This window comes from Moritella sp. PE36 (genome assembly GCF_000170855.1).
Taxonomy (GTDB): domain Bacteria; phylum Pseudomonadota; class Gammaproteobacteria; order Enterobacterales; family Moritellaceae; genus Moritella.
Window position 1 is genome coordinate 26,940 of the sequence record NZ_ABCQ01000034.1, and the last position, 23,221, is coordinate 50,160.

Genomic DNA, 23,221 nt, shown 5'->3' on the forward strand with positions numbered 1-23,221 from the left:
AACCCTAGGCACGTCATTGTGCTGATGATGAATAAAGATCTAATGTAGATAATGTTTAAAAAGGGCTCAAAAGTACTTTACTACCATGATCAACCTGATCGTAAATACGACACTTATATCATCCTTTATAGCGGCAAAATAATACTATTATAGTCGCTAACAAGCAAGCCAGTCGCCACGCTGGCTAACGATATAAACTCATCCACTATCAACAAGATAATCAACGTTTAAAGCATTAAACACCAACGGGGAAGTAAAATGCCAATTTAAAAACTTAAATTAAAATGCCATCCAATTCAAAACTCCAAACCCGAACCTAACGATTGTTCAGCGTTTCACTATCATGATAAAATCATGACTTATTATATCTCGCAATATGTAACCTATTAATCATGAAAACGTTATTTTTTCTCGCCCGTCATGGTGAAACCCAATGGAATAAGCTACAAAAACTCCAAGGTCAGTTAGATAGTCCGCTGACCGAAGCCGGTCTATTGCAAGCCCAGCAACTCGCCGTGCTATTAGCAACACCAGCCATAGATCGTATTATCAGTTCGCCACTGCCACGGGCAGAGATGACCGCCAATATAATTAATCAAACGCTTAGTCTGCCACTACAGCAACATCCAGCACTCATCGAACGACACTTTGGTGACTGGCAAGGCTCACTCATTACTGACGTCAGTACACATTCCGATTACAATAATATATTTTTGCAAGTAACCGCTGATGCACCGCCAAATGGTGAAACAGGCGAAGCTTGTGCCCTGCGTTTCAAAAATGCATTGATTGAAATTGCCGAAACCTATCCACAACAAACCATTTTAGTCATGACCCACGGTGATATTTTACGCTGTTTCTTAGCGCAGGTTAATCAAGCCTCTGCCAATGATGAATTGCCGTTATATGCGAATTGCTGTGTGTCCACCACCGCTTTTGATCATCTTAAGCAGTCTTTTTCTATTAGCGGTACACTGCAAGCATGAATGATTATATAACCGTCAGCGTGATCCTTATCGCCGCATTTATACTTGATATATTACTGGGTGAGCCACGTCGTTATCACCCCTTGGTAGGCTTTGGTAATATCACCAAAAAGTTAGAATGCTTGTTAAACAACAAACACAATAAACCTTGGCAAGCCAGATTAGTAGGCATCTGTGGCTGGGCCTTACTCACCCTTCCCCTGCCCTTGGGATATTTTTGGTTGCATCAAGATACACTGCTATTCTGGTGCCTCGACGCTGTCATTGTCTATTCTGCTATTGGTTATAATAGTCTGGTTAAACATGCCAAACAGATAGCTGCGCCTTTAATGAATGATGATATTCAACAAGCACGGCATTTTTGTTCTTACATAGTAAGCCGTGATACCAGCAATCTGAGCGAACAAGAAATTGCGCGCGCGACCACAGAGTCGGTATTAGAAAATGGCCATGATGCAGTCATTGCTTCTTTAGTCTGGTTTGCGATTGGTGGTGCGCCCTTAGTGATCTTACATCGCTTGGTGAATACTCTAGATGCTATGTGGGGATACAAAAATCCACAGTTTTTATATTTTGGCTGGTGCGCAGCCCGGATGGACGATTTACTCGGCTGGCCAACCGCGAAAGTATCGAGTTTACTGTATGCAAGTCAGGCCTTATGGTGTCGCCATACCAGCATGTTCAACGCGCTGCGCAACGGCTTGCGCCAAGGTCGACAATATAAAAGTTTAAATGGTGGTTGGGCAATGGCAACCGGTGCAACCGTATTGAATGTATCATTGGGTGGACAAGGTATTTATGATGGCAAAGTTGTTGAATCTGTCACCCTAGGTCAAGGTCCGCAGGTTACTACTGCAGATATTGTTCCCAGCCTAAATTTAGTCCGCAATGCCGCAATTATTTTTATCATCAGCTGTTTATTCGTTAGTTTGATTGCCGCTGTATAACCGATTTTATTTAAACTTAGATTCAAATAATGAATAAGCGCTTATTCAAGTAAACACTGACTCATCAACAATAGTCAAAAAAGAGCAAACAAGGACTTTTAGATGACATTAGTACACGGCGGGCAACTGCAACAAGTTGCACTGCAATATGCCAGACCCATTGCTGAGTGGTTAGATCTCTCCACTGGTATCAGTCCAACTAGCTATCCGATACCGTCCATTCCAACGTCTGTTTGGCAGCAGCTACCACAACCGAGTCAGTCACTCATCACTGCAGCCAAACACTATTACGGTACTGACAATATTGTTGCGACCAGTGGTAGTCAAGCCGTGATAAAGCAACTACCCAGCATATTTAAACAACACGTAGCTGAGCAACTCATATCAGAACAAAGCACAGGTACTAGCACAGTGTGGTTACCGCTAGTCGGTTATAAAGAACATGAAAGAGCATGGCGTGAACAAGGTTTTACGATCCAGCAATACACTCAACTACCGACTAGCGCGCAATTAACAGCAAACTGTATTGTCGTGGTGATCAACCCCAATAACCCGACGGGAGAACTTTTCACCCGTAATACGCTACTGGCATTACTTGATAATATTCAAACCCTAAAAGGATGGTTGATCCTTGACGAGGCCTTTATGGATGTCGTCGAGCCCAGTCAATCTATTATCTCGCACACAGATAATCCGCACCTATTGGTATTGCGCTCTGTGGGTAAATTTTTTGGTTTAGCCGGGATCCGCCTGGGTTTTTTAAGTGCACATCCGCAGTGGTTGCAAGCATTGGAGAAATTATCTAGTCCGTGGGAAGTCAATGGACCCGCACAATATATTACCGAAATCGCGTTAATGGACAGACAATGGCAACAGCAGCAATTATTAAGTCTCACGGCTTTATCGGCCACACTAGAGCTATTGTTGATGACTACGTTTGATTGTCCTGTCGCAGGGTCTGCGTTATTTAAAACCATACGGTTAGACAACGCGCCAGAGGTATATATATTATTGTGTCAACAAGGGGTTTATGTACGCTTGTGTGATGAACAGAATGCGTTACGGTTTGGCATACCAGACCAGAATGGATTAGTTAAATTGGCCAAGGTATTGCAGCAACTAGCTAAGTAATCAACATAATTAGCATCGCCACTAACTTGAATATAACGCCATTAACCGCAAGTGATAATGGCGCTTACAACAGGATATTTACCAGTATTGGTTATTTTAATCGAGAAAAACCAGCATCTAAATCAGCAATCAGGTCTTCAACATCTTCCAAACCGATATGTAAACGTACCAAGGTACCGGTGAAATCAACATCACCTGCTGGACGAATACGGTTTAGTTCTGAAGCTTGGTTAGCCAAGATTAATGACTCATAACCGCCCCATGAATACGCCATACTGAAATGGGCAAAGTTATCTAAATAGTTAGCTAATTGCTCATTGCTCAGTTTGTCTTTTAAGATAAATGAGAATAAACCATTACAACCCTTAAAATCACGTTTATAGAACTCATGACCTTTACAGCTTGGTAATGCAGGGTGATTAACACGTTCAACTTCTGGTCGTGTGCTTAACCAGTTCGCGACTTTAATACTGGCCAGTTCATGCTGCTTTAAACGGATACCCATAGTGCGTAAACCACGGCTCGCCATATAGGCAGTATCAGCGTCAACCATTTGCCCCATTAGGTATGACTGTTCACGTAATTGTGCCCAGCAACGTTCATTCGCCACTGCCGTGCCTAACATGTAATCAGAATGGCCAATGATGTACTTAGTACCGGCTTGAATTGAAATATCAATATCATGTTCAAGGGCTTTGAATAATACCCCTGCAGCCCAGGTATTATCGATCATGATGATCACGTCAGGATTTACCGCGCGCACCGCTTTTACAATCGCAGGAATGTCTTGTATTTCCATCGTGATCGAACTTGGTGATTCTAAAAATACCACGCTGGTATTCGGTTGCATTAACGCTGCAATGCCCTCGCCTAGCATAGGATCATAATAGGTCGTCGCTACGTTCATTTTAGCTAACATGACATTACAAAAATCTTGCGTTGGTTCATAGGCCGCACCGGTCATGAGGATATGCTCACCCGCGCTTACAAATGACAAGATCGAATTGGTCACTGCAGCTGCGCCACAAGGATAAAGCGCACAACCTTCGCCACCTTCAAGCTCGGTCATCGCTTGCTGCAGAGAGAAATGAGTTTGAGTGCCACGACGACCGTAAAATAGTGCACCGTCAGCGCGTTTTGCTGTTGCCGCTTTTTTCGCTTTCACTGAGTCAAATACAATTGAGGATGCTCGCTGCACAACAGGATTCACTGCACCGTGTGAGAATTTTTTATCACGTCCTGCCGAGACAAGTTGTGTGGCTAATTTATCTGAACTCATATTAATGTCTTTCCCTGCTCATTTGTATTTTTATAAAATGGTGATCTATAAAAACACATTAGCGAAAGATAGAGTGGCAGGCAATGAATAATATTCGTTGTGGCTGGATAAAATAAAACCCCGGGCCAATTTTCCAAAGAAAATCAAACCGGGGTTTTATCGTACTTGTTAGCAGAGGCTCTCTAGACGAGAAAGTTACTGCTTACGATTCTTTAGCAGACTCACCTTGCTTGGCAAAGTATTCTTTGGTTAACTTAAATACCACAGGGCTAAGCAGTGCCAGTGCGATCAAGTTAGGCAGCGCCATCATCGCATTTAATGTATCCGCCAGTAACCACACAAAGCTGAGGGAGCTTGTCGCACCGATTGGCACGGCAATGATCCACAAGATACGGAAAGGTACAATCGCTTTCACACCAAATAGATACTGCACACATTTTTCGCTGTAGAAGCTCCAACCAAGGATCGTAGTGAACGCAAATACCGACAGGGCAATAGCAACAATGTAGTTACCCATACCTGGCAACGCGCTGGCGAAAGCAGCCGATGTTAATGCCGCGCCCGTGTCGCCCGATGTCCAAGCACCAGTAACAATAATCGCCAAACCAGTAATAGTACAAACGATAAGGGTATCAATAAAGGTACCTAACATCGCGATAAGGCCTTGTTGTACCGGATCGTTAGTCTGTGCAGCAGCATGTGCAATAGGCGCACTACCTAAACCGGCTTCATTCGAGAACACACCACGAGCGACACCGAAACGAATAGCAGCCCAAACCGCAGCACCAGCAAAACCACCTTCGGCAGCAACTGGCGTAAATGCACTTTCAAAGATTAAGGCAAATGCAGCTGGGATCTCGCTCGCATTCATGAATAGAACCACACAACCAGCGCCGATATAGAAGATCGCCATTAACGGGACTAATTTACCAGCGACATCAGCAATACGCTTTACGCCGCCCATTAAGACCAGACCCACTAATACCATCATCACCAGACCTGAAGCCAATGGTGGTATACCAAAACTGCTCGATAATGCAGCGGATACCGAGTTTGACTGTACTGTGTTACCAATACCAAAACCAGCGATAGAACCAAAGACAGCAAACGCAGTGCCTAGCCAAGCCCACTTACGGCCTAAACCATTTTTGATGTAGTACATCGGGCCGCCAACGAAGTTACCATTAGCATCCTTTTCACGGTATTTAACCGCACAAACAGCTTCAGCAAACTTAGTCGCCATGCCCACTAACGCAGTACACCACATCCAAAATAGTGCACCCGGACCACCTAAGAAGATCGCCGTTGCGACACCGGCAATATTACCGGTACCGATCGTGGCAGAAAGTGATGTCATTAACGCATTAAACGGCGTAATTTCACCTTCGCTTTTAGCACCAGCAGAACGTCCGGCCCAAAGTAGCTTAAAACCAGTACCTAATTTCAAAATAGGCATTAATCTCAGTCCCAAAGATAGGTATAACCCAACCCCGAGGATCATGACTAGCATAGGAACACCCCATACCACGCTATTTACCGCAGAAATAAAATTTGTTAAAGCTTCCATCAACATTCCTTCCCTTAGATTTATGATAATGCGCACGTACATTATCGGGTTACTTATTCAACAAACAGACAAACATAATACCTACAACCGATTAACATGCACCAAATATCGCTCACATAAAAGAACAAAACATTATATTCCGTGAAAATATCCCGCCATCACAATCTCATAATTTCATTGATAAGATCATAAAAACACACGTTAAAGCCGCATCAGAACAGGCGCCAACAAAAATAACACCCTGTTATATCCACTATCGATAGCGACAACAAAGAAACCAAAAAAAATAAACACTAAGTTAACAATTTAGACACAAGAATATATAAATATGGATAAAAAAATGAGCTAATAAGACATATTGTTATTTTTACTGGATCATAAGGTTGCTCATGAATAACTTGAAAATGCAGAATAAACTACTACTTATTGCGATAGTTCCCATGGTCATTGCATTGTTAGTGGCATTAGCAATAATCACTAATTTACAGGCTAACGCAGTAACAAGCATGATCAGTGATCATTATTCACTTTTACGTTCAGAGCGTCAGACACAACTCAGTAACGTGGTAAAAATAACCCAGAACATAGTACAGCGAGAAATCACCAACGCAGCGGCTCAAAATAAAACCCAACAGCAAACATTGGCTGCAGTTCGCGATCTCCTTAAGCGTGCTCGTTATGGCGATAACAACCTCGGGTATTTCTTTATTTACGACAGCAAAGGTTACAATATTGCCGATGCGAGCAACGAAAAAAATCACGGTCAAAATCGCTTCGAACTGCAAGACAAAAATGGCGTAATGCTGATCCAAGAATTAATCAAGGCCAGCCAGTCCGGTGGCGGTTTTGTTGAATATGTTTACCCTAAGCCTGGTACTGATACATTACAACCCAAGTTAAGTTATTCTGCCCCCATTGCTGGTACCAATTGGTTTATCGGCACAGGTGTTTATATTGATGATATTGAAAAAGATTTAGTGACGTTCAGTGAGTCAGTATGGCAACAACTTTATACTCAAATACAATCCGTTATTAGCAGTGCGATTGTACTGGTTATTCTCACCAGTTTACTGATGTTATGGATCGCCAAACGCGTTGCAAAACCCATTAATGAGATGCTCCACACACTCAATGATATTGCTGACGGAGAGGGTGATTTAACGCGTCGCTTAGATATTAAAGGCAGTGACGAAATAGCTCAGCTTGGCGCTGCATTTAACCGTTTCACGTCTAAATTACAGCGCATTATCAGTGCTGTAGCTGACGTGACCCATCATGTCTCTGACTCTGCGAGTAGTTTAAGCCAGCAAACCCAAAAAACCACCGAGCAACTCATCATTCATAATAATGAGACTGACCAAGTCGTTACCGCTGTTACACAAATGAATGCCACGGCTAATGATGTCGCTGAAAATGCCACCCAGGTCGCTGACGCAACCCAATTAGCAACCCAAGATTCTTTATTAGCACAAGATAATGTTGCTACATCAAATACCGCGATCACTAACCTCGTTGATGAAGTTGAGCAGGCCAGTGGCCATATGAATTCACTTCATGAGCAATCACAAAAAATTGACCATGTATTACAAGTGATTGGCGCGATTGCCGAACAAACTAACCTATTAGCACTGAATGCCGCGATTGAAGCGGCAAGAGCCGGCGAGCAAGGCCGTGGTTTTGCCGTCGTAGCTGATGAGGTGCGCAGCTTAGCAAGTCGGACACAAGACAGCACATTAGAAATTAAAGTGATGCTTGATGGCTTACATCAATTTGTCGCGAAAGCGGTTAGTGCCATGAAAACCAGCCAAGAAACCAGTGTTCACGTGATGCAATCATCAACCCAAATCAGCGGGAGTTTGTCAGCCGTCACCGATGCTGTTGATGTGATTAATGATATGACAACGCATATTGCCACCGCCGCAACAGAGCAAAGTTCAGTAACCGATGAAATAAACCGTAACATGATCAACATTCGAGATGTGGTTACCCAATTATTAGCATCAAGTCATGAAACAACACAAGTTTCCACTGACTTATCCGCAGCTGGCGAAGAATTAGAAACTCTGCTCAGCCAATTCAAGCTCTCGTAGCACAAGCATGATATTAATCTGTCCGCGATGATTGCCATGAACAATTACCATGAACAAAGACCGTGAACAATTTCCATGCACAAAGACGCGGGCACGGTATTAATGAACTAGAATAATAGGTAACATGATTGTGAGATGTTACCTATGTATTACTTGCTGATAAGCATGCTATTGATTTACAGCAGTATGTTAAATGCTAACGTAGTTGAACCTGCGGATCCCGTCACCGACAACGTCGCTATTACTGTGCCCGTATTAACCATCAAAGGTGCTATCGGCCCTGCAGTTAGCCATTATCTTACCAGCGAAATTACCCGTGCGAATCAGCAAAGCAGTACTGATGCAGGCAACAACAGTACTTCAACCGCACCGTTAATCATCATTACTATCGACACCCCGGGGGGGTTAGTCTCCAGCTTACGAGATATTAACCAAGCTATCTTAAACTCAGATATTCCGATTGCCTGTTTGGTTCATCCTCCCGGTGCAAGAGCCGCCAGTGCTGGTACCTATATTCTCTATGCCTGTCATATCGCAGCGATGGCGACCACCACCACTTTAGGAGCCGCAACCCCAGTCAGTATTGGTAATCCATTACCCTCTGGTGACAAGAAACCAGCTAACCCTTACCAACCGGCACCAAACTCGGATAATAAACCCAATACCCAGCCAGATGAATCTGATCCTGATGCTAACGAGCCGCAACCCTCTCCCGCGCCATCAGACTCTCCACCAAAGGCTGAAAAAACAGCCATGGAAAAGAAAGTACTTAATGATGCCGTTGCTTATATCCGTTCTTTAGCGCAACTACGTAACCGTAATGTCGAATGGGCAGAATTAGCGGTGACAGAGGCAGCAACACTCACAGCCATTGAAGCATTAGATAAAAACGTCATTGATCTATTAGCACAATCGCCACAACATCTATTAAAAAAACTTGATGGTCAACTCGTTACCATCAAGCAACAGCAAAGATTACTGACATTAACCGACGTCCAACTGGAGCTACGTAAACCCAATTGGCGCAGCAACTTTATCGGCACTATCACCGACCCAAATATTGCTTATATACTGATGTTAATTGGGGTATACGGCATCTTACTCGAATTCTACAGCCCAGGAATTGGTATCGCCGGTGTAACAGGGTCGATCTCCTTGTTCATTGCACTCTATGCCTTCCAACTGTTACCGCTCGATTATGCCGGACTGGCGTTATTATTACTGGGCATTGCATTGCTCATCGCAGAATCAATGTCGCCGAGCGTGGGTATTTTTGGGCTCGGCGGTCTCATTGCTTTTACCCTAGGTTCCATATTTTTATTTGATACTGATCTACCGCAATTTCAAGTATCCATACAACTTATTGCCGCCCTTGCCGTCGTCTCATTGCTGTTCTTTATCTTTATATTTGGCTATTTGTGGGATATACGCAAAAACAAAGTAGTCAGTGGTAAAGAAGCATTAATTGGCGCTGAAGCCACCATAGATACAGGGTTCATTGGTCAAGGTTATATTAATATAAATGGTGAGCGTTGGGCGGCTTATTGCCCACAGCAATTGATCGCAGGACAAGTGGTGCAAATCAATGGCATTGATGGCTTGACCCTGATCCTATTGCCAATCACAGAGTTGGAGGTTAATGATGCAAGCAATCCTCAGTAGCGGCATGTTATTTACCGGAGCAATCATATTCTTATTACTCCTGTTAATCATCAGCATGTTTCGGATCTTACGTGAGTACGAACGTGGGGTTATCTTTTTTCTCGGTCGTTTTGAAAAAGTAAAAGGACCCGGTTTGATCATCGTGATACCACTCATTCAGCAAATGGTACGCGTCGATTTACGTACCGTAGTCATGGATGTACCGAGCCAGGATGTGATCAGTCGAGATAATGTCTCTGTGCGCGTAAATGCGGTAATTTATTTTCGAGTCATTGATTCACAAAAAGCCATTATCAATGTCGAAAACTTCCTGCAGGCGACATCACAACTCGCACAGACCACATTACGTTCGGTATTAGGTCAACATGAGCTGGATGAAATGTTAGCCAACAGAGAGGTGCTCAATGTCGATATTCAAGAGATCTTAGATTCACGCACCGATGGCTGGGGGATCAAGGTATCTAACGTAGAAATAAAGCACGTTGATTTAAACGAAACCATGATCAGAGCAATTGCACGGCAGGCGGAAGCAGAGAGAACACGACGGGCAAAAGTCATTCATGCATCAGGGGAAATGGAAGCCTCCGACAAATTGGTACAAGCCGCAGCGAAACTAGCCGAAGAGCCAAATGCAATCCTACTACGTTATCTGCAAACGTTAACCGAGATCGCCAGCGAGAAAAACTCGACCATTTTATTTCCAATGCCAACCGAATTACTTGCCAATTTAATGCCGGGGAAAATATCGAAAAATAAAGATGAAGAATGACATAGACCCCTCCCTAACCCTCCCCTACTTTTTATAGAAAATAGAAGGGAGGGAACAAGAGCAGTGCGGAGCTAGCTTTTGTTTTTGCTCCTCCCCTTAACTTTAGGGGGAGGCTGGGAGGGGGTCTCTATTTATATATAATCTACAAAACGCAAAAAACCAGCCGAAGCTGGTTTTTTCATATTAACTGATGAATCTAAAACAATGCGTGTCTAACGATTATTAGAACTGGTTCATCGTGTTATCTTCGCCGCCAGCTTTAAGCGCGTTATCACCAGAGAAGTAACCTTTATGAGCATCACCGATATCTGAACCCGCTAGGTTTTGGTGCTTAACAGATGCCTGTTCACGACGGATTTCTTTACGTTGAATATCACGTACATATGCAAGCATACCAAGTTCACCGAAGTAACCTTCAGAAAGAATATCAGTACCCAGTGCTGTTTCATGGTAAGTCGGCAATGTGATTAGGTGATGGAAGATACCTGCTTCACGTGCTGAATCAGCTTGGAATGTTTGTACTTTCTTATCTGCTGCGATTGCAAGTTCTGTTGTATCGAACTTCTCATCCATCAGGCCACGTGGGTCTGTTGCTGGGTCTGGGTATGCTGATACATCTTTACCTGCTTCAACCCATGCTGCGTATTCTTGTTGACGGAAGTTAAGCGTCCAGTTGAATGATGGTGAGTTATTATAAACAAGTTTCGCATCAGGAACCACTTTACGTACTTCGTTAACCATGTGAGCGATTTGACCTACGTGTGGTTTTTCAGTTTCAATCCACAATAAATCAGCGCCGTTTTGTAAGCTAACGATACAATCAAGTACCACACGATCAATCTCTGTGCCTTCACGGAATGCATACAGACCAGACGCTAAACGTGTTGGTTTAACTAATTTACCATTTAGCTTGATGATCATGTCGCCTTCGGCAACGTCTGCTGCAGATTCAACTGGTGTTGTTTCTAGGAATGCATTGTATTGCGATGCTAAGTCACCTGGCGTTTGAGATACAGGTACTTTTTGCGTTAGGCCAGCGCCTAATGAGTCAGTACGTGCAACGATAATACCGTTGTCGATACCCAATTCAAGGAATGCATAACGTACCGCGTTGATTTTCGCTAGGAAATCTTCGTGTGGAACCGTTACTTTACCCGCTTGGTGACCACATTGTTTAGCATCAGATACTTGGTTTTCAATTTGGATACAACATGCACCGGCTTCAATCATTTTCTTAGCAAGTAGGTACGTTGCTTCTTCGTTACCAAAACCGGCATCGATATCAGCAATGATTGGCACTACATGTGTTTCGTGATTGTCGATAGCGGCTTGTGCTGCTACTACGTCACCGCCGTTGTTACGGGCATCATCTAGTTCGTTGAATAAAATATCGAGTTCACGTGCATCTGCTTGACGTAGGAACGTATAAATTTCTTCGATTAGTGCCGGTACAGACGTTTTTTCGTGCATTGATTGGTCAGGTAAAGGACCGAACTCAGAACGCAGTGCCGCAACCATCCAACCAGAAAGGTAAACGTAGCTTTTCTTCGTTGTTTTTTCGTGGCGTTTAACAGCCATCATCATTTGTTGCGCAGTGAAACCATGCCAGCAACCTAAAGACTGCGTATATTGTGAAGAATCTTGGTCGTATTCAGCCATATCTGCACGCATGATATCAGCTGTAAACTGTGCCACTTCAAGACCTGTTTTGAAACGGTTTTGAGTACGCATACGCGCTGCATATTCAGGGTTAATAGCGGCCCATTTAGAACCTTGTTCAGCTTTTAGCGTTGCAACTGCATCGATATCACTTTTGTATATAGACATTTTTATTCCTTTAATAATTATTTTAATACTTGATACAACAAGAACATGACGAGATAATCTAACCTCGCCCTATCCCAAAAATTTCTAATCTAAGAAATCATAACCAGGCAGCGTTAAGAATTCAGCAAGATGGTCGCTGACCGTTAGCTCTTCAAACAGTTTAGATGCTTCAGCAAAACGACCTTTCTCGTAAGCTTCAACGCCAATTTCTTCATCACGAATGACCACAAGTTCTTCTTGTAATAATTGGCAGAATAACTCTTTTGTGACAACTTTACCGTTGCTCAATGTTTTGCCGTGTTGGATCCACTGCCAAATTGACGCACGAGATATCTCAGCGGTTGCCGCATCTTCCATTAGACCGTAAATAGGCACACAACCATTACCCGAGATCCATGCTTCTAGGTAACGTACACCGATACGAATATTTAAACGCATACCCGTTTCAGTACGTTCACCAGAACAAGGTTCAAGTAATTCAGCAGCCGTAACCGGTGCATCGTCTTCACGTAAAACGTTAATTTGGTTAGCATTACCTGCACCTATGTATTCGTTCATTACACCCATCGCAGTATCAGCTAAGCCAGGGTGAGCAACCCAAGTACCGTCATGACCATTTTTTGCTTCTAGGGTCTTATCTGCGGTTACTTTAGATAATACTTTATCATTTGCTTCGGCTGTTTTAGCTGGAATAAATGCAGCCATACCGCCCATCGCAAGGGCACCACGTTTATGACATGTTTTGATTAATAAACGTGAGTAAGCGCTAAGGAAAGATTTATCCATGGTTACTGAGTGGCGGTCTGGTAGTACGCGATCTGGGTGTTTACGTAATGTTTTGATGTAGCTAAAGATGTAATCCCAACGACCACAGTTAAGGGCAACAATGTGCTCTTTCATGCTATATAGAATTTCTTCCATTTCGAATACAGCAGGAATAGTTTCAATCAATAGTGTTGCTTTGATCGTACCGCGATCTAGATTTACTTTATCTTCTGCATAGCTAAATACTTCACTCCACCATTTTGATTCATGATGACTTTGTAGTTTAGGAATGTAGAAATAAGGACCGGCACCTTTGGCTAATAGCGCTTCGTAGTTATTAGAGAAGAACAGTGCAAAATCAACTAAACAACCCGGTACAATTTTACCGTTAAAGGTAATGTGTTTTTCTGGTAGGTGTATACCACGAACACGACAAATAAGCGTCGCAGGATCTTCATCTAAAGTATAATGTTTACCGTTCGCAGGGTTGGTATATTCAATCGTGCCATTTACAGCATCACGTAAGTTTACTTGACCATCTAATACACCCGCCCATGTTGGCGCGAATGAATCTTCAAAATCAGCCATGAATACTTTAACGCGTGCGTTTAAGGCATTAATCACCATTTTACGGTCAACTGGACCAGTAATTTCTACGCGACGGTCTTGAAGTTTTGCTGGGATACCTTGAATTTTCCAATCGCCTTCACGGATATGGGCAGTTTCAGGTAAGAAGTCTGGAAGCTCACCAGCATCCATACGTGCTTGTTTTTTTACACGTTGGTTTAGTAACTCATCGACTTGAGGAGCGAACTTTTCTACTAACTCAGTCAACAAAGCAACTGCTGCAGGATTTAGGATCTGTTGTTGTTCTTGATTGATTTCCCCATGGAAAATCAGAGAACCTGTTTCATTAGACTGGGTATTGGCAGTCATAGCTTCACTCCGTTGAAATATATGTATTGACCACAATTCATCACAATCTAAACGCTGGAAGCATAACGTCCCATTGTTTTAAACATGTGTACGAATTGCTCTCTCAACCTACACATTGCAACAACTTAGCAATAAATGCAACAAATTTCACACTGATGACACAGTGTCAAATTATATCGTTTCGCTTTAGCAAAAAACAACTAAAACTGAAGCAAAACGCACTTTCAAATGAAGCTAATTTCACCCATGCTAATTAGACAATTGTTGATGTAACCCAATCCGTTACATCGTTAAATACCTCATTGGCATTGGATTCATTTAGCATCTCGTGGCGACCACCGGGATAAAGCTTATATTGCACTTGCTCACAACCACTGTTAACAATATGTTGTTTTAATGCTAATACACCTTTACCTTGTAAACCGACCGGATCTTGCTCACCACTAAAAATATAAATCGGCAATTGATTGGGGATTTTAGCTATCTCTGATTTTTGACTGATGGTAATTAAACCCGACATGAAATCGAGCCAAAATTGTGGACTACAGGGGAAGCCACAATAATCATCATTAATGTACTTATCGACTTGCTCAGGATCACGACTTAACCAATCCGATGCTGTGCGCGGCGGTTTGAATTTACGATTGAACGCGCCAAATGACACAAAATCTAAAAAGCGACTTGGCGAACGAGCACCAATACGCACTTTTTCAATTTTACTGACCAAGGTAGCCAGTTTATACATGATCGGGGGTTGGTAATTAGAACCACTCAATATCAAACCATTGAGTTTATTACCGTGTAAAATGGCATATTGCTGAGCAATAAAAGAGCCCATACTGTGACCAAATAATACTAAGGGTACAGTATGACGCTTAGCGATTTCATCAATGATAAGGTCTAAATCACTGATCACTTTCTGCCAACCGTTATCATCGGCATAATGACCTAATACTGGCGCATCTGCACCATGACCACGATGATTAGCACCATACACCGCAATACCCGCCGCATTACAGGCTAACGCAAACGTTTCATAGCGTTGTATATGCTCTGCCATGCCGTGGCTTAGTACCATCACGTGACGAACCTCTTGCTCTGGTAGCCAAGCAAATAATTTTATCTCGCGGCCATCACTCGCCGTCAGCACAGAATGCATTACTATATCCTTATCGGTTAAATACAAGATCAAGTTAATGATGAATATAGTCGCATGCTGACTAGACTTGTAAAGCGAAATGAAGCTGAAATGTTATTTATGCCAACTCAAACATTAAGGATCGACAATAAACAAAAAAGCCTTGCTTATCAAATGATAAACAAGGCTTAAGTCACTAACTAGTATGCGCAATATAACGCGCTTATTTTGCTAATAAGTCTCTGACTTCATCATGGTTAATATGACGAATATCTTTACCTTTTACAAAGTAAATGATGTATTCAGAAATATTCTGACAACGGTCACCAACACGTTCGAGAGCACGCACACACCATAATACATTCAGCACTTGTGGGATTGAACGTGGATCTTCCATCATATACGTCATCAATTCACGAATGATACTTTCGTATTCACGGTCAACTTTGGCATCTTCTTGATACACTTTAAATGCCGCATCCACATCCATGCGGGCAAATGCATCCAGTACATCATGCAACATTTTTACGGTATGACGCCCCATATTTTCCACGCTAACCAGTGGTGGTGATTTTTTGTTACGGTTTTCAATGACAGTACGGGCAATACGATCGGCTACGTCACCAATACGCTCTAAATCAGTAATGGTTTTAATAATCGCCATCACTAAACGTAAATCACTTGCCGCAGGTTGACGCTTAGCAATAATACGCGTGCAAGCTTCATCAATAGCCACTTCCATTGAGTTGACGCTTTTATCGGTATCAATGATCTTGTTCGCCATGTCTAAATCTTGTGACGTTAATACTTCAATTGCTGAATTTAACTGTTCTTCAACTAAACCACCCATCACCATGACTTGATTACGGATGCTTTCTAATTCTGCATTAAATTGACCGGAAATATGACGGCCTAATGTTAAATTATCCATTTGTTATCCTTTAAACTAATAACGCTAATTCTTTATTAAATATAAGCAAATCTTAATTAACCGTATTTACCCGTAATATAATCTTCTGTTTGCTTTTTAGCTGGTGTGGTAAATAAGGTATTGGTATCTGAATATTCGACCAATTTACCCATATACATGAAGGCCGTATGATCTGATACTCGTGCCGCTTGTTGCATATTATGGGTGACGATAACAACCGTAAATTTTTTCTTCAGTTCCGTGATCAACTCTTCAATCACCAATGTCGAAATCGGATCCAGTGCTGATGTTGGTTCATCAAGTAATAAGATTTCAGGTTCAATAGCAATGGCACGGGCAATCACCAGACGCTGTTGCTGACCACCAGATAACCCAAAGGCATTATCATGTAACCGGTCTTTTACTTCATCCCAGATCGCCGCACCACGTAATGAAGATTCAGCTGCGTCATCCAGATGACGTTTGTCCTTGATGCCTTGTAAGCGTAAACCATAAATCACATTTTCATATATAGATTTAGGAAAGGGATTCGGACGCTGGAACACCATACCAACGTTACGGCGCAGTGTCGCGACATCAACATCACGGTCGTAAATATTTTTACCCCGTAAATTAATATCACCTGTAATATGACAAATATCAACTAAATCATTCATGCGGTTAATACAACGTAATAGTGTTGATTTACCACAACCTGATGGGCCAATGAACGCGGTGACTTGTTTTTTCGGTATTTTCATACTGATATCAAACAATGCCTGTTTGTCGCCATAAAATAAGTCTAAATTTTTAATTTCTAATGCCGTATCTTCTACCGATAAGTTAGCAACATCTAGGCTTATTCCATCAGTAAGATTTGAACTCATATCAATCATTTTCTTTCCTATAGCTCTAGATTTTTAAATTTTTCACGTAAATGGTTACGCACAGCAATGGCCGTTAAGTTGAGTCCGATAATAACCGTGACTAACAAGAACGACGTGGCATAAACGAGTGGTCTAGCCGCTTCTACGTTTGGACTTTGGAAACCAACATCATAAATATGGAAACCTAAGTGCATAAACTTACGTTCAACGTGAATATAAGGGAAGTTCATATCAACCGGTAAGGTTGGTGCTAATTTAACCACACCCACCAGCATCAAGGGTGCAACTTCACCTGCGGCACGCGCAACAGCGAGAATCAGACCCGTCATAATAGCGGGGCTCGCCATTGGAATAATAATACGCCATAACGTTTCAAACTTTGTGGCACCCAGTGCTAACGAACCTTGACGTAATGATGTCGGTATACGGGATAAACCTTCTTCCGTTGATACAATCACTACGGGTAGCGTTAAGATAGCCAGTGTTAATGCCGACCATAATACCCCAGGCGAACCAAATACCGGTGATGGTGATGACTCAGGGTAGAATAGATCATCAATTGAACCACCGAGCATGTAAACAAAGAAACCTAAACCAAATACACCGTATACGATTGATGGTACACCAGCGAGGTTAATCACCGCAATACGGATCATTTTCGTTAGCCCATTTTTAGGGGCATATTCGTGTAAGTAAATAGCCGCAACCACCCCTAATGGCGTGACGATAACAGCCATCAACATCACCATGAAGATAGTACCAAAGATCGCGGGGAATACACCACCTTCGGTATTCGCTTCACGTGGATCACTGCTAATAAAGCTACCAATATTACCAAACCAGTGGGTGATTTTACTCACAATACCCATGTCATTCGGGTACGTGACTTCCAGAACATTTGATAATGGAATGCGCACTTCCACACCACGCATGTCTCTGACAATCACCGCATCACGATTAGCTTGGTCACGATAACTGAATAATTGCGCTTCATAAATTTGATATTTTGCACGCAATGTATCTGCAATCTTTTGGTATTTCGTTTCAATTTCACTGGTCAGTTCATCTTTTAATTCGTAGCTACGTAATTTTAACCGAATGCGTTCTAATTCGTAGTTAACCGAACTGATTTCACCTTTCTGTAAACCTTGCGATTTGTCGTTTAGTTCAACCGCACGCTCAATCAAGACATCTAATTGCTCGGCAGAAGTTAACGTTTTGGTTACCCCGTCTTCTTCGACAGCAACAGGGTAGCCATAAAAGTTACCGTTAGTGAAACGTTCAAACACCGCCACCGCCGCGGGTGTTGATTGTTGCGTAATTGCCGGTCCCAGTAACCAGCTGAAATCGAGATCAACATATTCACGGTTACCGGTTTTCACCAAGATACGCTCTACCGTTTCTAACGTTGGGTCGATCTTCACACCCGCTTCAAGTAGACGTTGAATAGGCACAACTTCACGATCATAGATCTCGCCAATAACAATGCGACTAGAGCCATCTTCAAGCTGTACATTAAATTCATGTATCGTACTTGGCCAGAAGTAAGTGAGACCACGCCATGCGATCAACATTAACAAACCAAGAACGGCAATCAAACTTATACTTACAGCACCACCTGTCATCCATATCCAAGGCGATCCTGAGCGAAACCAATTTTTCATTTTAATATCCTAGTTACAAGCCTTAGATTAAATCGCGCTGTATTTTTCACGTAAACGCTGTCTTACATATTCAGCAATCGTGTTGAATATAAACGTCAGAATAAAGAGGACGAATGCGGCTAAAAACAGGACGCGGTAGTGCGAGCTACCCACTTCTGATTCTGGCATTTCTACCGCAATATTAGCCGCTAGCGTTCTCATACCCGAGAAGATATTGAAGTCCATTACCGGGGTATTACCGGTGGCCATTAACACAATCATGGTTTCACCAACCGCACGGCCTAAGCCCATCATCACGGCGGAAAAAATACCTGGACTAGCGGTTAACAATACGACGTTAATCAGCGTCTGCCAGCTGGTCGCACCTAACGCTAATGAACCTTGGGTTAAATGCTTTGGTACACTGAAAATGGCATCTTCCGCAATTGAGAAAATAGTCGGAATAACCGCAAACCCCATCGCAATACCAACAATTAAAGAGTTACGTTGGTCGAAGCCAAAGATATCATTGATGTAAGCACGTGCATCACCATCAAAGACTAAGTCTTCCACAAGCGGGCTAGCTAATACCGAGAAGTAACCGACGAGCAGTAGCACAGGTATTAAAATAATTACATGCGCCCCTTGCGGGATACGGTTAATGATTTTTTGGGGTAAGAAATGCCAAATGGCCGCCACCAACACAGTTGAAAATGGCAAGAGCACGGCTATCATCATCACCCCCGGTAAATGCATTTCCACAAACGGGGCTAACCATAGACCAGCAAGGAAACCCAGGATCACAGTGGGTAATGCTTCCATGATTTCAACCGTAGGTTTAATCACTTTACGCAGACCCGAGTTCATGAAGTAAGCAGTATAAATGGCGCCCGCTACCGCGATTGGCACCGCAAATAACATCGCATAAAATGCCGCTTTAATGGTACCGAATGTGATTGGTACTAAACTTAGTTTCGGTTCAAAGTCATCGGATGCTGATGTTGACTGCCAGACGTAATCGGGTTCCGGATAGCCTTCATACCAAACTTCTTGCCACAACGCGCTCCATGTCACTTCTGGATGCTCATTGGTTAACTTGTAAAAACCAATACCTTGTTCTGATTCAACTAAGAAAGCGTTAGCACGAGGAGAAATTGCAATATGCTTAAGTGACCCCATACCAAGATCTTGGTGTAATAGTTTGGTTTCACCTGTGGCGTGAAAAATGGTAAGGCTATTATCCACCCCAACCGTCATGAAACCTTTACGAGAATATTCCGTGGTAATATCGATGACACTGGCTTGTGCATCAAACTGACGAATTTTAGTAAACTTACGCTCGCCATCTTTCGCCACTTCAAACCACTGACTCACTACACCGTTATCATTCGCGACCAGTAATGAACTAGCGCCAGTTAACAATGCAACGTGGGTAACGTTTTGCTGTTTTTCATTAATGTCTAATACTTCCACAATCGAAATATCATCGGTATCACGAATATCATAGATAGACAGTTTGTTACCACTGCGCATGAAGATAAAACGGAAGTTTGGTGTTAACAATACTTGTTCAATATCCTTTGGCATTGAAGGCAGTTCAATTATCTCGCTGCTCCATTCCAACTCTTCCGTCATGAAGTTTTCTTCTGCCACATAGCGTACTAATACACCGCGGTTATCAGCAGTCACCGCGACAATAGCCGCATCTTCACCTTCAACCTCAATCGCGATGTGTTGTAATGCTTGCCCTTGGCTATCAACTGCAATAGGTTGTTCGCCAAATGGAAACTTAATTTGTGGGGTAATAAGACGCTTATCGTTAGGATACGTCACATCAAAATCGGCTTCCAAAATTAATGCGTTACCATCATTAAAACCGAATACCACGGCTGACGATGTTGGTCCACTTTGACCAAATGAGATCGCCGACTGTGGTAATGCATATTGCATTAACTCAACGTTTGGATCTAAAGTATTAAAGAAGTTAATCCCTAACTCACTATAACGGTAAGCAATTTCATTTTGCTCTTCCATTGCTAACGCATAAGTAGTACCAGCAAAAGACTGACTGTATTGTGCTTTAGATTCTACTTTCGCAGATTCAAAAACCGGATAAACCACATACAGAAGGTAGAAAAATATTAGCAACAGTGTCATCAGTACAACACCACCACCCATTTTAATGCCATATTCTGCGAGTTTATCTTTAAGTAAGCGTTTGCGGGAGCCCGCAATCGTTAAAGAAAACTGTTCAGCCATCTCTTCCTCGTCTTTAGCTGTAATTAATCACAACGCGATTATATGTAATATTTATGACAGTTATATGACATCACTCAACAACATTAAATAAATTCTAATTTAGCTGGACTAAGTTCTGATATTTCGATGACGAGACTATATTTATGCATATTCTTTGCATATAGTATGGCGCATCATATTGAGTGATGAAAATAGCTAACACGAAACGTTTTAGCTGGAATTTCTTACATAGGGCTTAGTAATGCTTAAACAACTTATCGTAACGCTTATTGGTGATGATAAATCAGGTCTCATAAACAATTTATCACGTGTCGTCGCCGAGCATAAGGGCAATTGGCTAGCAAGTAACATGAGTGAGCTAGCAGGACAATTTGCAGGCATTTTACAAATTTCAGTCGAAGATGAATATTACCGTGATTTATGCGAAGCATTAAGCCTGATCCCAGGCCTGACTATTAATTTCGCTGAAGGTAAAAATCAAAGTATTTGGCAACAATCTCCTTGCCTGATAATTCAAGACAGCGATCGTCCGGGTATTATTAATGAAGTATCTAAGGTACTGACTCAACATGATATTGAATTGAAAGCGATAACTACCCATTGCAAAGACTTATGGCAATCGGAGAATAATCAATTTTATGCCAAACTTAAGCTCGCACTACCTGATAGCTTAGATCTTGAGATGTTTAATATTGACCTAGCAAAAATTTCACCTACCTTGATTGCTGAAATGACCACAGCATAGGTCATGGTTAGATAGGCACACAAACAATACGGCGCCATTACCAAACCATGATAATGACGCCGCACTTCAATAACTGTTATTAACGCTATTTATGACACATTAATTAACGTCACCTTACCGTCTTCATCTACTTCCGCAATATGACCCTTTGGCTCTTCCATTAAGAATAAGGCCATAAAACCAATGACCGCAGTGATCGCAATGGCGTAAAAGAACATTTGCGTTGATACGATTGAATACAGCGTTAAATAGAATACCGCACCGACATTACCATAAGCACCTGTCATACCGGCGATCTGTCCCGTTAGGCGACGTTTAATCATAGGTACTGCAGCAAATACCGCACCTTCACCGGCTTGCACGAAGAATGAACATGCCATGGCGGTGGCGATAGCTAATGGTAATGACCAAGCAGCCGTAATTTGTGACATTGCATAGTAACCAACGGCTAAACCAGCGGTTAAAATCAATAAGGTTTTCTTACGACCAAAGCGATCACTGATCCAACCGCCACCTGGACGTGACATAAGGTTCATAAAGGCGTAAGACGCAGCGACCATACCCGCTTCCGCCATCCCTAATCCAAATGTTTCCGCAAAGAATAATGGCAGCATAGAAATAACCGCTAACTCAGAACCGAATGTAGAAAAATATAATACGTTCAGTACCGCTACTTGTTTAAACTTATAACGTTCTATCTCAGGTACATCGTTAACAAAAATATCGCTGTTTACCTGGTAGGTTTTCCAACAATCAAAAACATACAGTACCGCTAAGCCAATATAAATCGCATTAGTGGTCGTCTCAGTGAACATACTAATCTGTAATAATTTCCACGCTAATAGACCTAGCGTGAGATACATAGGTAACTTCATGAACAGCAGTAAATAGAAATCACCTTTACTGGTGACTTCCATTGCGCCGCCTTTTTTCGGACGGAAATAAGTCGCACCTTTTGGTGTATCAGTGACATTAAAGTAGTACACCACACTGAATAGCAGACTCATTAAACCGGTAATGGCAATCGCATAACGCCAGCCATCTTCACCACCAAACAATAATGCCACTGTTGGTAATGTGAATGCCGCAGCAGCGGAACCAAAGTTACCCCAGCCACCATAGATACCTTCAGCAGTACCGAGTTCATTCGCTGGAAACCATTCGCTGACAATACGGATACCGACCACAAAGCCAGCACCAATCAAGCCCATCATGAAACGCGCTATCGCCAATTGTTCAAATGTGGTCGCCAACGCAAACATAAAGCATGGAATTGAACAGACCGCTAATAACGTAGAGTAAACAATCCGAGGCCCATATTTATCGGTTAACATGCCAATAATAACCCGGGCTGGGATCGTCAATGCCACATTAAGAATAAGTAAGGTTTTCACTTCTTCCGTTGTGAGCCCCATACTATCTTTAATCGCCAGCATTAAGGGGGCAGCATTAAACCAAACCACAAACGTAATAAAAAAAGCCATCCATGATAGATGTAATGTTTTCATCTTCCCTGTAAAAGACAATATGTTAAATTTTTCCTGTCCCATAAAAAATCCCTCTAAGATATATAAAACAAAGTTTAAAAAATTTTATCTTATCTAGAACAAAGCAATACTAAGGCCAACTTAATGAAACCCAATAAAAATACTAATTATCAATCACTTACGAACATACGTT

17 protein-coding genes are annotated in these 23,221 nt (G+C 42.3%); 7 read left to right on the top strand and 10 right to left on the bottom strand.

Features of this window, described 5'->3' with window-relative positions:
• Positions 1–392: 392 nt before the first annotated feature.
• The 3 genes from PE36_RS23800 (at position 393) to cobD (ending at position 3,064) form a co-directional block, all read left to right on the top strand.
• Positions 393–986, top strand: a complete 594-nt coding sequence (locus tag PE36_RS23800) for a histidine phosphatase family protein (RefSeq protein ID WP_006033173.1) — start codon at positions 393–395, stop codon at positions 984–986.
• The gene (gene cbiB, locus PE36_RS16430; RefSeq protein WP_006033174.1) at positions 983–1,933 is read left to right on the top strand and encodes an adenosylcobinamide-phosphate synthase CbiB; all 951 of its coding nucleotides are present in this window, start codon (positions 983–985) and stop codon (positions 1,931–1,933) included. Before PE36_RS23800 ends, cbiB begins: the two co-directional genes overlap by 4 nt.
• Before the next feature lie 102 nt (positions 1,934–2,035).
• A complete protein-coding gene (gene cobD, locus PE36_RS16435; protein ID WP_006033175.1) occupies positions 2,036–3,064 on the top strand; it encodes a threonine-phosphate decarboxylase CobD in 1,029 nt (342 codons plus the stop codon).
• Between the two features lie 91 nt (positions 3,065–3,155).
• Here cobD and metC read toward each other — a convergent pair whose 3' ends face one another.
• Together metC and PE36_RS16445 are read right to left on the bottom strand one after the other, a co-directional pair.
• Positions 3,156–4,343 (bottom strand): cystathionine beta-lyase, encoded by a 1,188-nt coding sequence (gene metC, locus PE36_RS16440; protein ID WP_006033176.1) that lies wholly within the window; start codon positions 4,341–4,343, stop codon positions 3,156–3,158.
• A 202-nt stretch (positions 4,344–4,545) separates the two neighbouring features.
• Entirely contained in the window at positions 4,546–5,910 is a 1,365-nt protein-coding gene (locus PE36_RS16445) for a sodium:alanine symporter family protein (RefSeq protein WP_006033177.1), read from the bottom strand.
• 389 nt (positions 5,911–6,299) lie between these two features.
• Between PE36_RS16445 and PE36_RS16450 the strand changes: the two genes are divergently transcribed.
• The 3 genes from PE36_RS16450 to PE36_RS16460 all read left to right on the top strand — a co-directional run bounded on the left by PE36_RS16450 (position 6,300) and on the right by PE36_RS16460 (position 10,431).
• Positions 6,300–8,000, top strand: a complete 1,701-nt coding sequence (locus PE36_RS16450) for a methyl-accepting chemotaxis protein (protein ID WP_006033178.1) — start codon at positions 6,300–6,302, stop codon at positions 7,998–8,000.
• 135 nt (positions 8,001–8,135) lie between these two features.
• The gene (locus PE36_RS16455; protein ID WP_043994660.1) at positions 8,136–9,662 is read left to right on the top strand and encodes a nodulation protein NfeD; all 1,527 of its coding nucleotides are present in this window, start codon (positions 8,136–8,138) and stop codon (positions 9,660–9,662) included.
• On the top strand, positions 9,643–10,431 hold the full coding sequence (locus tag PE36_RS16460) for a slipin family protein (RefSeq protein WP_043994661.1): 789 nt from the start codon (positions 9,643–9,645) through the stop codon (positions 10,429–10,431). The genes PE36_RS16455 and PE36_RS16460 overlap by 20 nt, the downstream gene beginning before the upstream one ends.
• Positions 10,432–10,653: 222 nt before the next feature.
• Here the strand turns inward: PE36_RS16460 and PE36_RS16465 are convergent, their stop codons facing one another.
• The 7 genes from PE36_RS16465 to PE36_RS16495 form a co-directional block, all read right to left on the bottom strand.
• The gene (locus PE36_RS16465) at positions 10,654–12,258 is read right to left on the bottom strand and encodes an isocitrate lyase (protein WP_006033181.1); all 1,605 of its coding nucleotides are present in this window, start codon (positions 12,256–12,258) and stop codon (positions 10,654–10,656) included.
• Positions 12,259–12,342: 84 nt separating this feature from the next.
• Positions 12,343–13,959: a malate synthase A gene (gene aceB, locus PE36_RS16470; protein WP_006033182.1), complete on the bottom strand. Its 1,617-nt coding sequence runs from the start codon at positions 13,957–13,959 to the stop codon at positions 12,343–12,345.
• 253 nt (positions 13,960–14,212) lie between these two features.
• Positions 14,213–15,118 carry an alpha/beta hydrolase gene (locus tag PE36_RS16475; RefSeq protein WP_006033183.1) on the bottom strand — a complete coding sequence of 302 codons (906 nt, stop codon included), beginning with the start codon at positions 15,116–15,118 and terminating at the stop codon, positions 14,213–14,215.
• A 202-nt stretch (positions 15,119–15,320) separates the two neighbouring features.
• Positions 15,321–16,028, bottom strand: coding sequence for a phosphate signaling complex protein PhoU (phoU, locus tag PE36_RS16480; protein WP_006033185.1), 708 nt, complete (start codon positions 16,026–16,028; stop codon positions 15,321–15,323).
• A gap of 56 nt (positions 16,029–16,084) precedes the next feature.
• Complete coding sequence (pstB, locus tag PE36_RS16485; protein ID WP_006033186.1) at positions 16,085–16,903, bottom strand: phosphate ABC transporter ATP-binding protein PstB; 819 nt, start codon at positions 16,901–16,903, stop codon at positions 16,085–16,087.
• Positions 16,904–16,911: 8 nt separating this feature from the next.
• Entirely contained in the window at positions 16,912–18,558 is a 1,647-nt protein-coding gene (gene pstA / locus PE36_RS16490; protein WP_043994662.1) for a phosphate ABC transporter permease PstA, read from the bottom strand.
• Between the two features lie 27 nt (positions 18,559–18,585).
• Positions 18,586–20,796, bottom strand: a complete 2,211-nt coding sequence (locus PE36_RS16495) for an ABC transporter permease subunit (protein ID WP_006033188.1) — start codon at positions 20,794–20,796, stop codon at positions 18,586–18,588.
• A 241-nt stretch (positions 20,797–21,037) separates the two neighbouring features.
• Here PE36_RS16495 and PE36_RS16500 point away from each other — a divergent pair, with 241 nt between their 5' ends.
• Positions 21,038–21,541, top strand: a complete 504-nt coding sequence (locus tag PE36_RS16500) for a glycine cleavage system protein R (RefSeq protein ID WP_006033189.1) — start codon at positions 21,038–21,040, stop codon at positions 21,539–21,541.
• A gap of 89 nt (positions 21,542–21,630) precedes the next feature.
• Here PE36_RS16500 and PE36_RS16505 read toward each other — a convergent pair whose 3' ends face one another.
• The gene (locus tag PE36_RS16505; protein WP_043994663.1) at positions 21,631–23,091 is read right to left on the bottom strand and encodes a NarK family nitrate/nitrite MFS transporter; all 1,461 of its coding nucleotides are present in this window, start codon (positions 23,089–23,091) and stop codon (positions 21,631–21,633) included.
• Positions 23,092–23,221 lie beyond the last annotated feature (130 nt).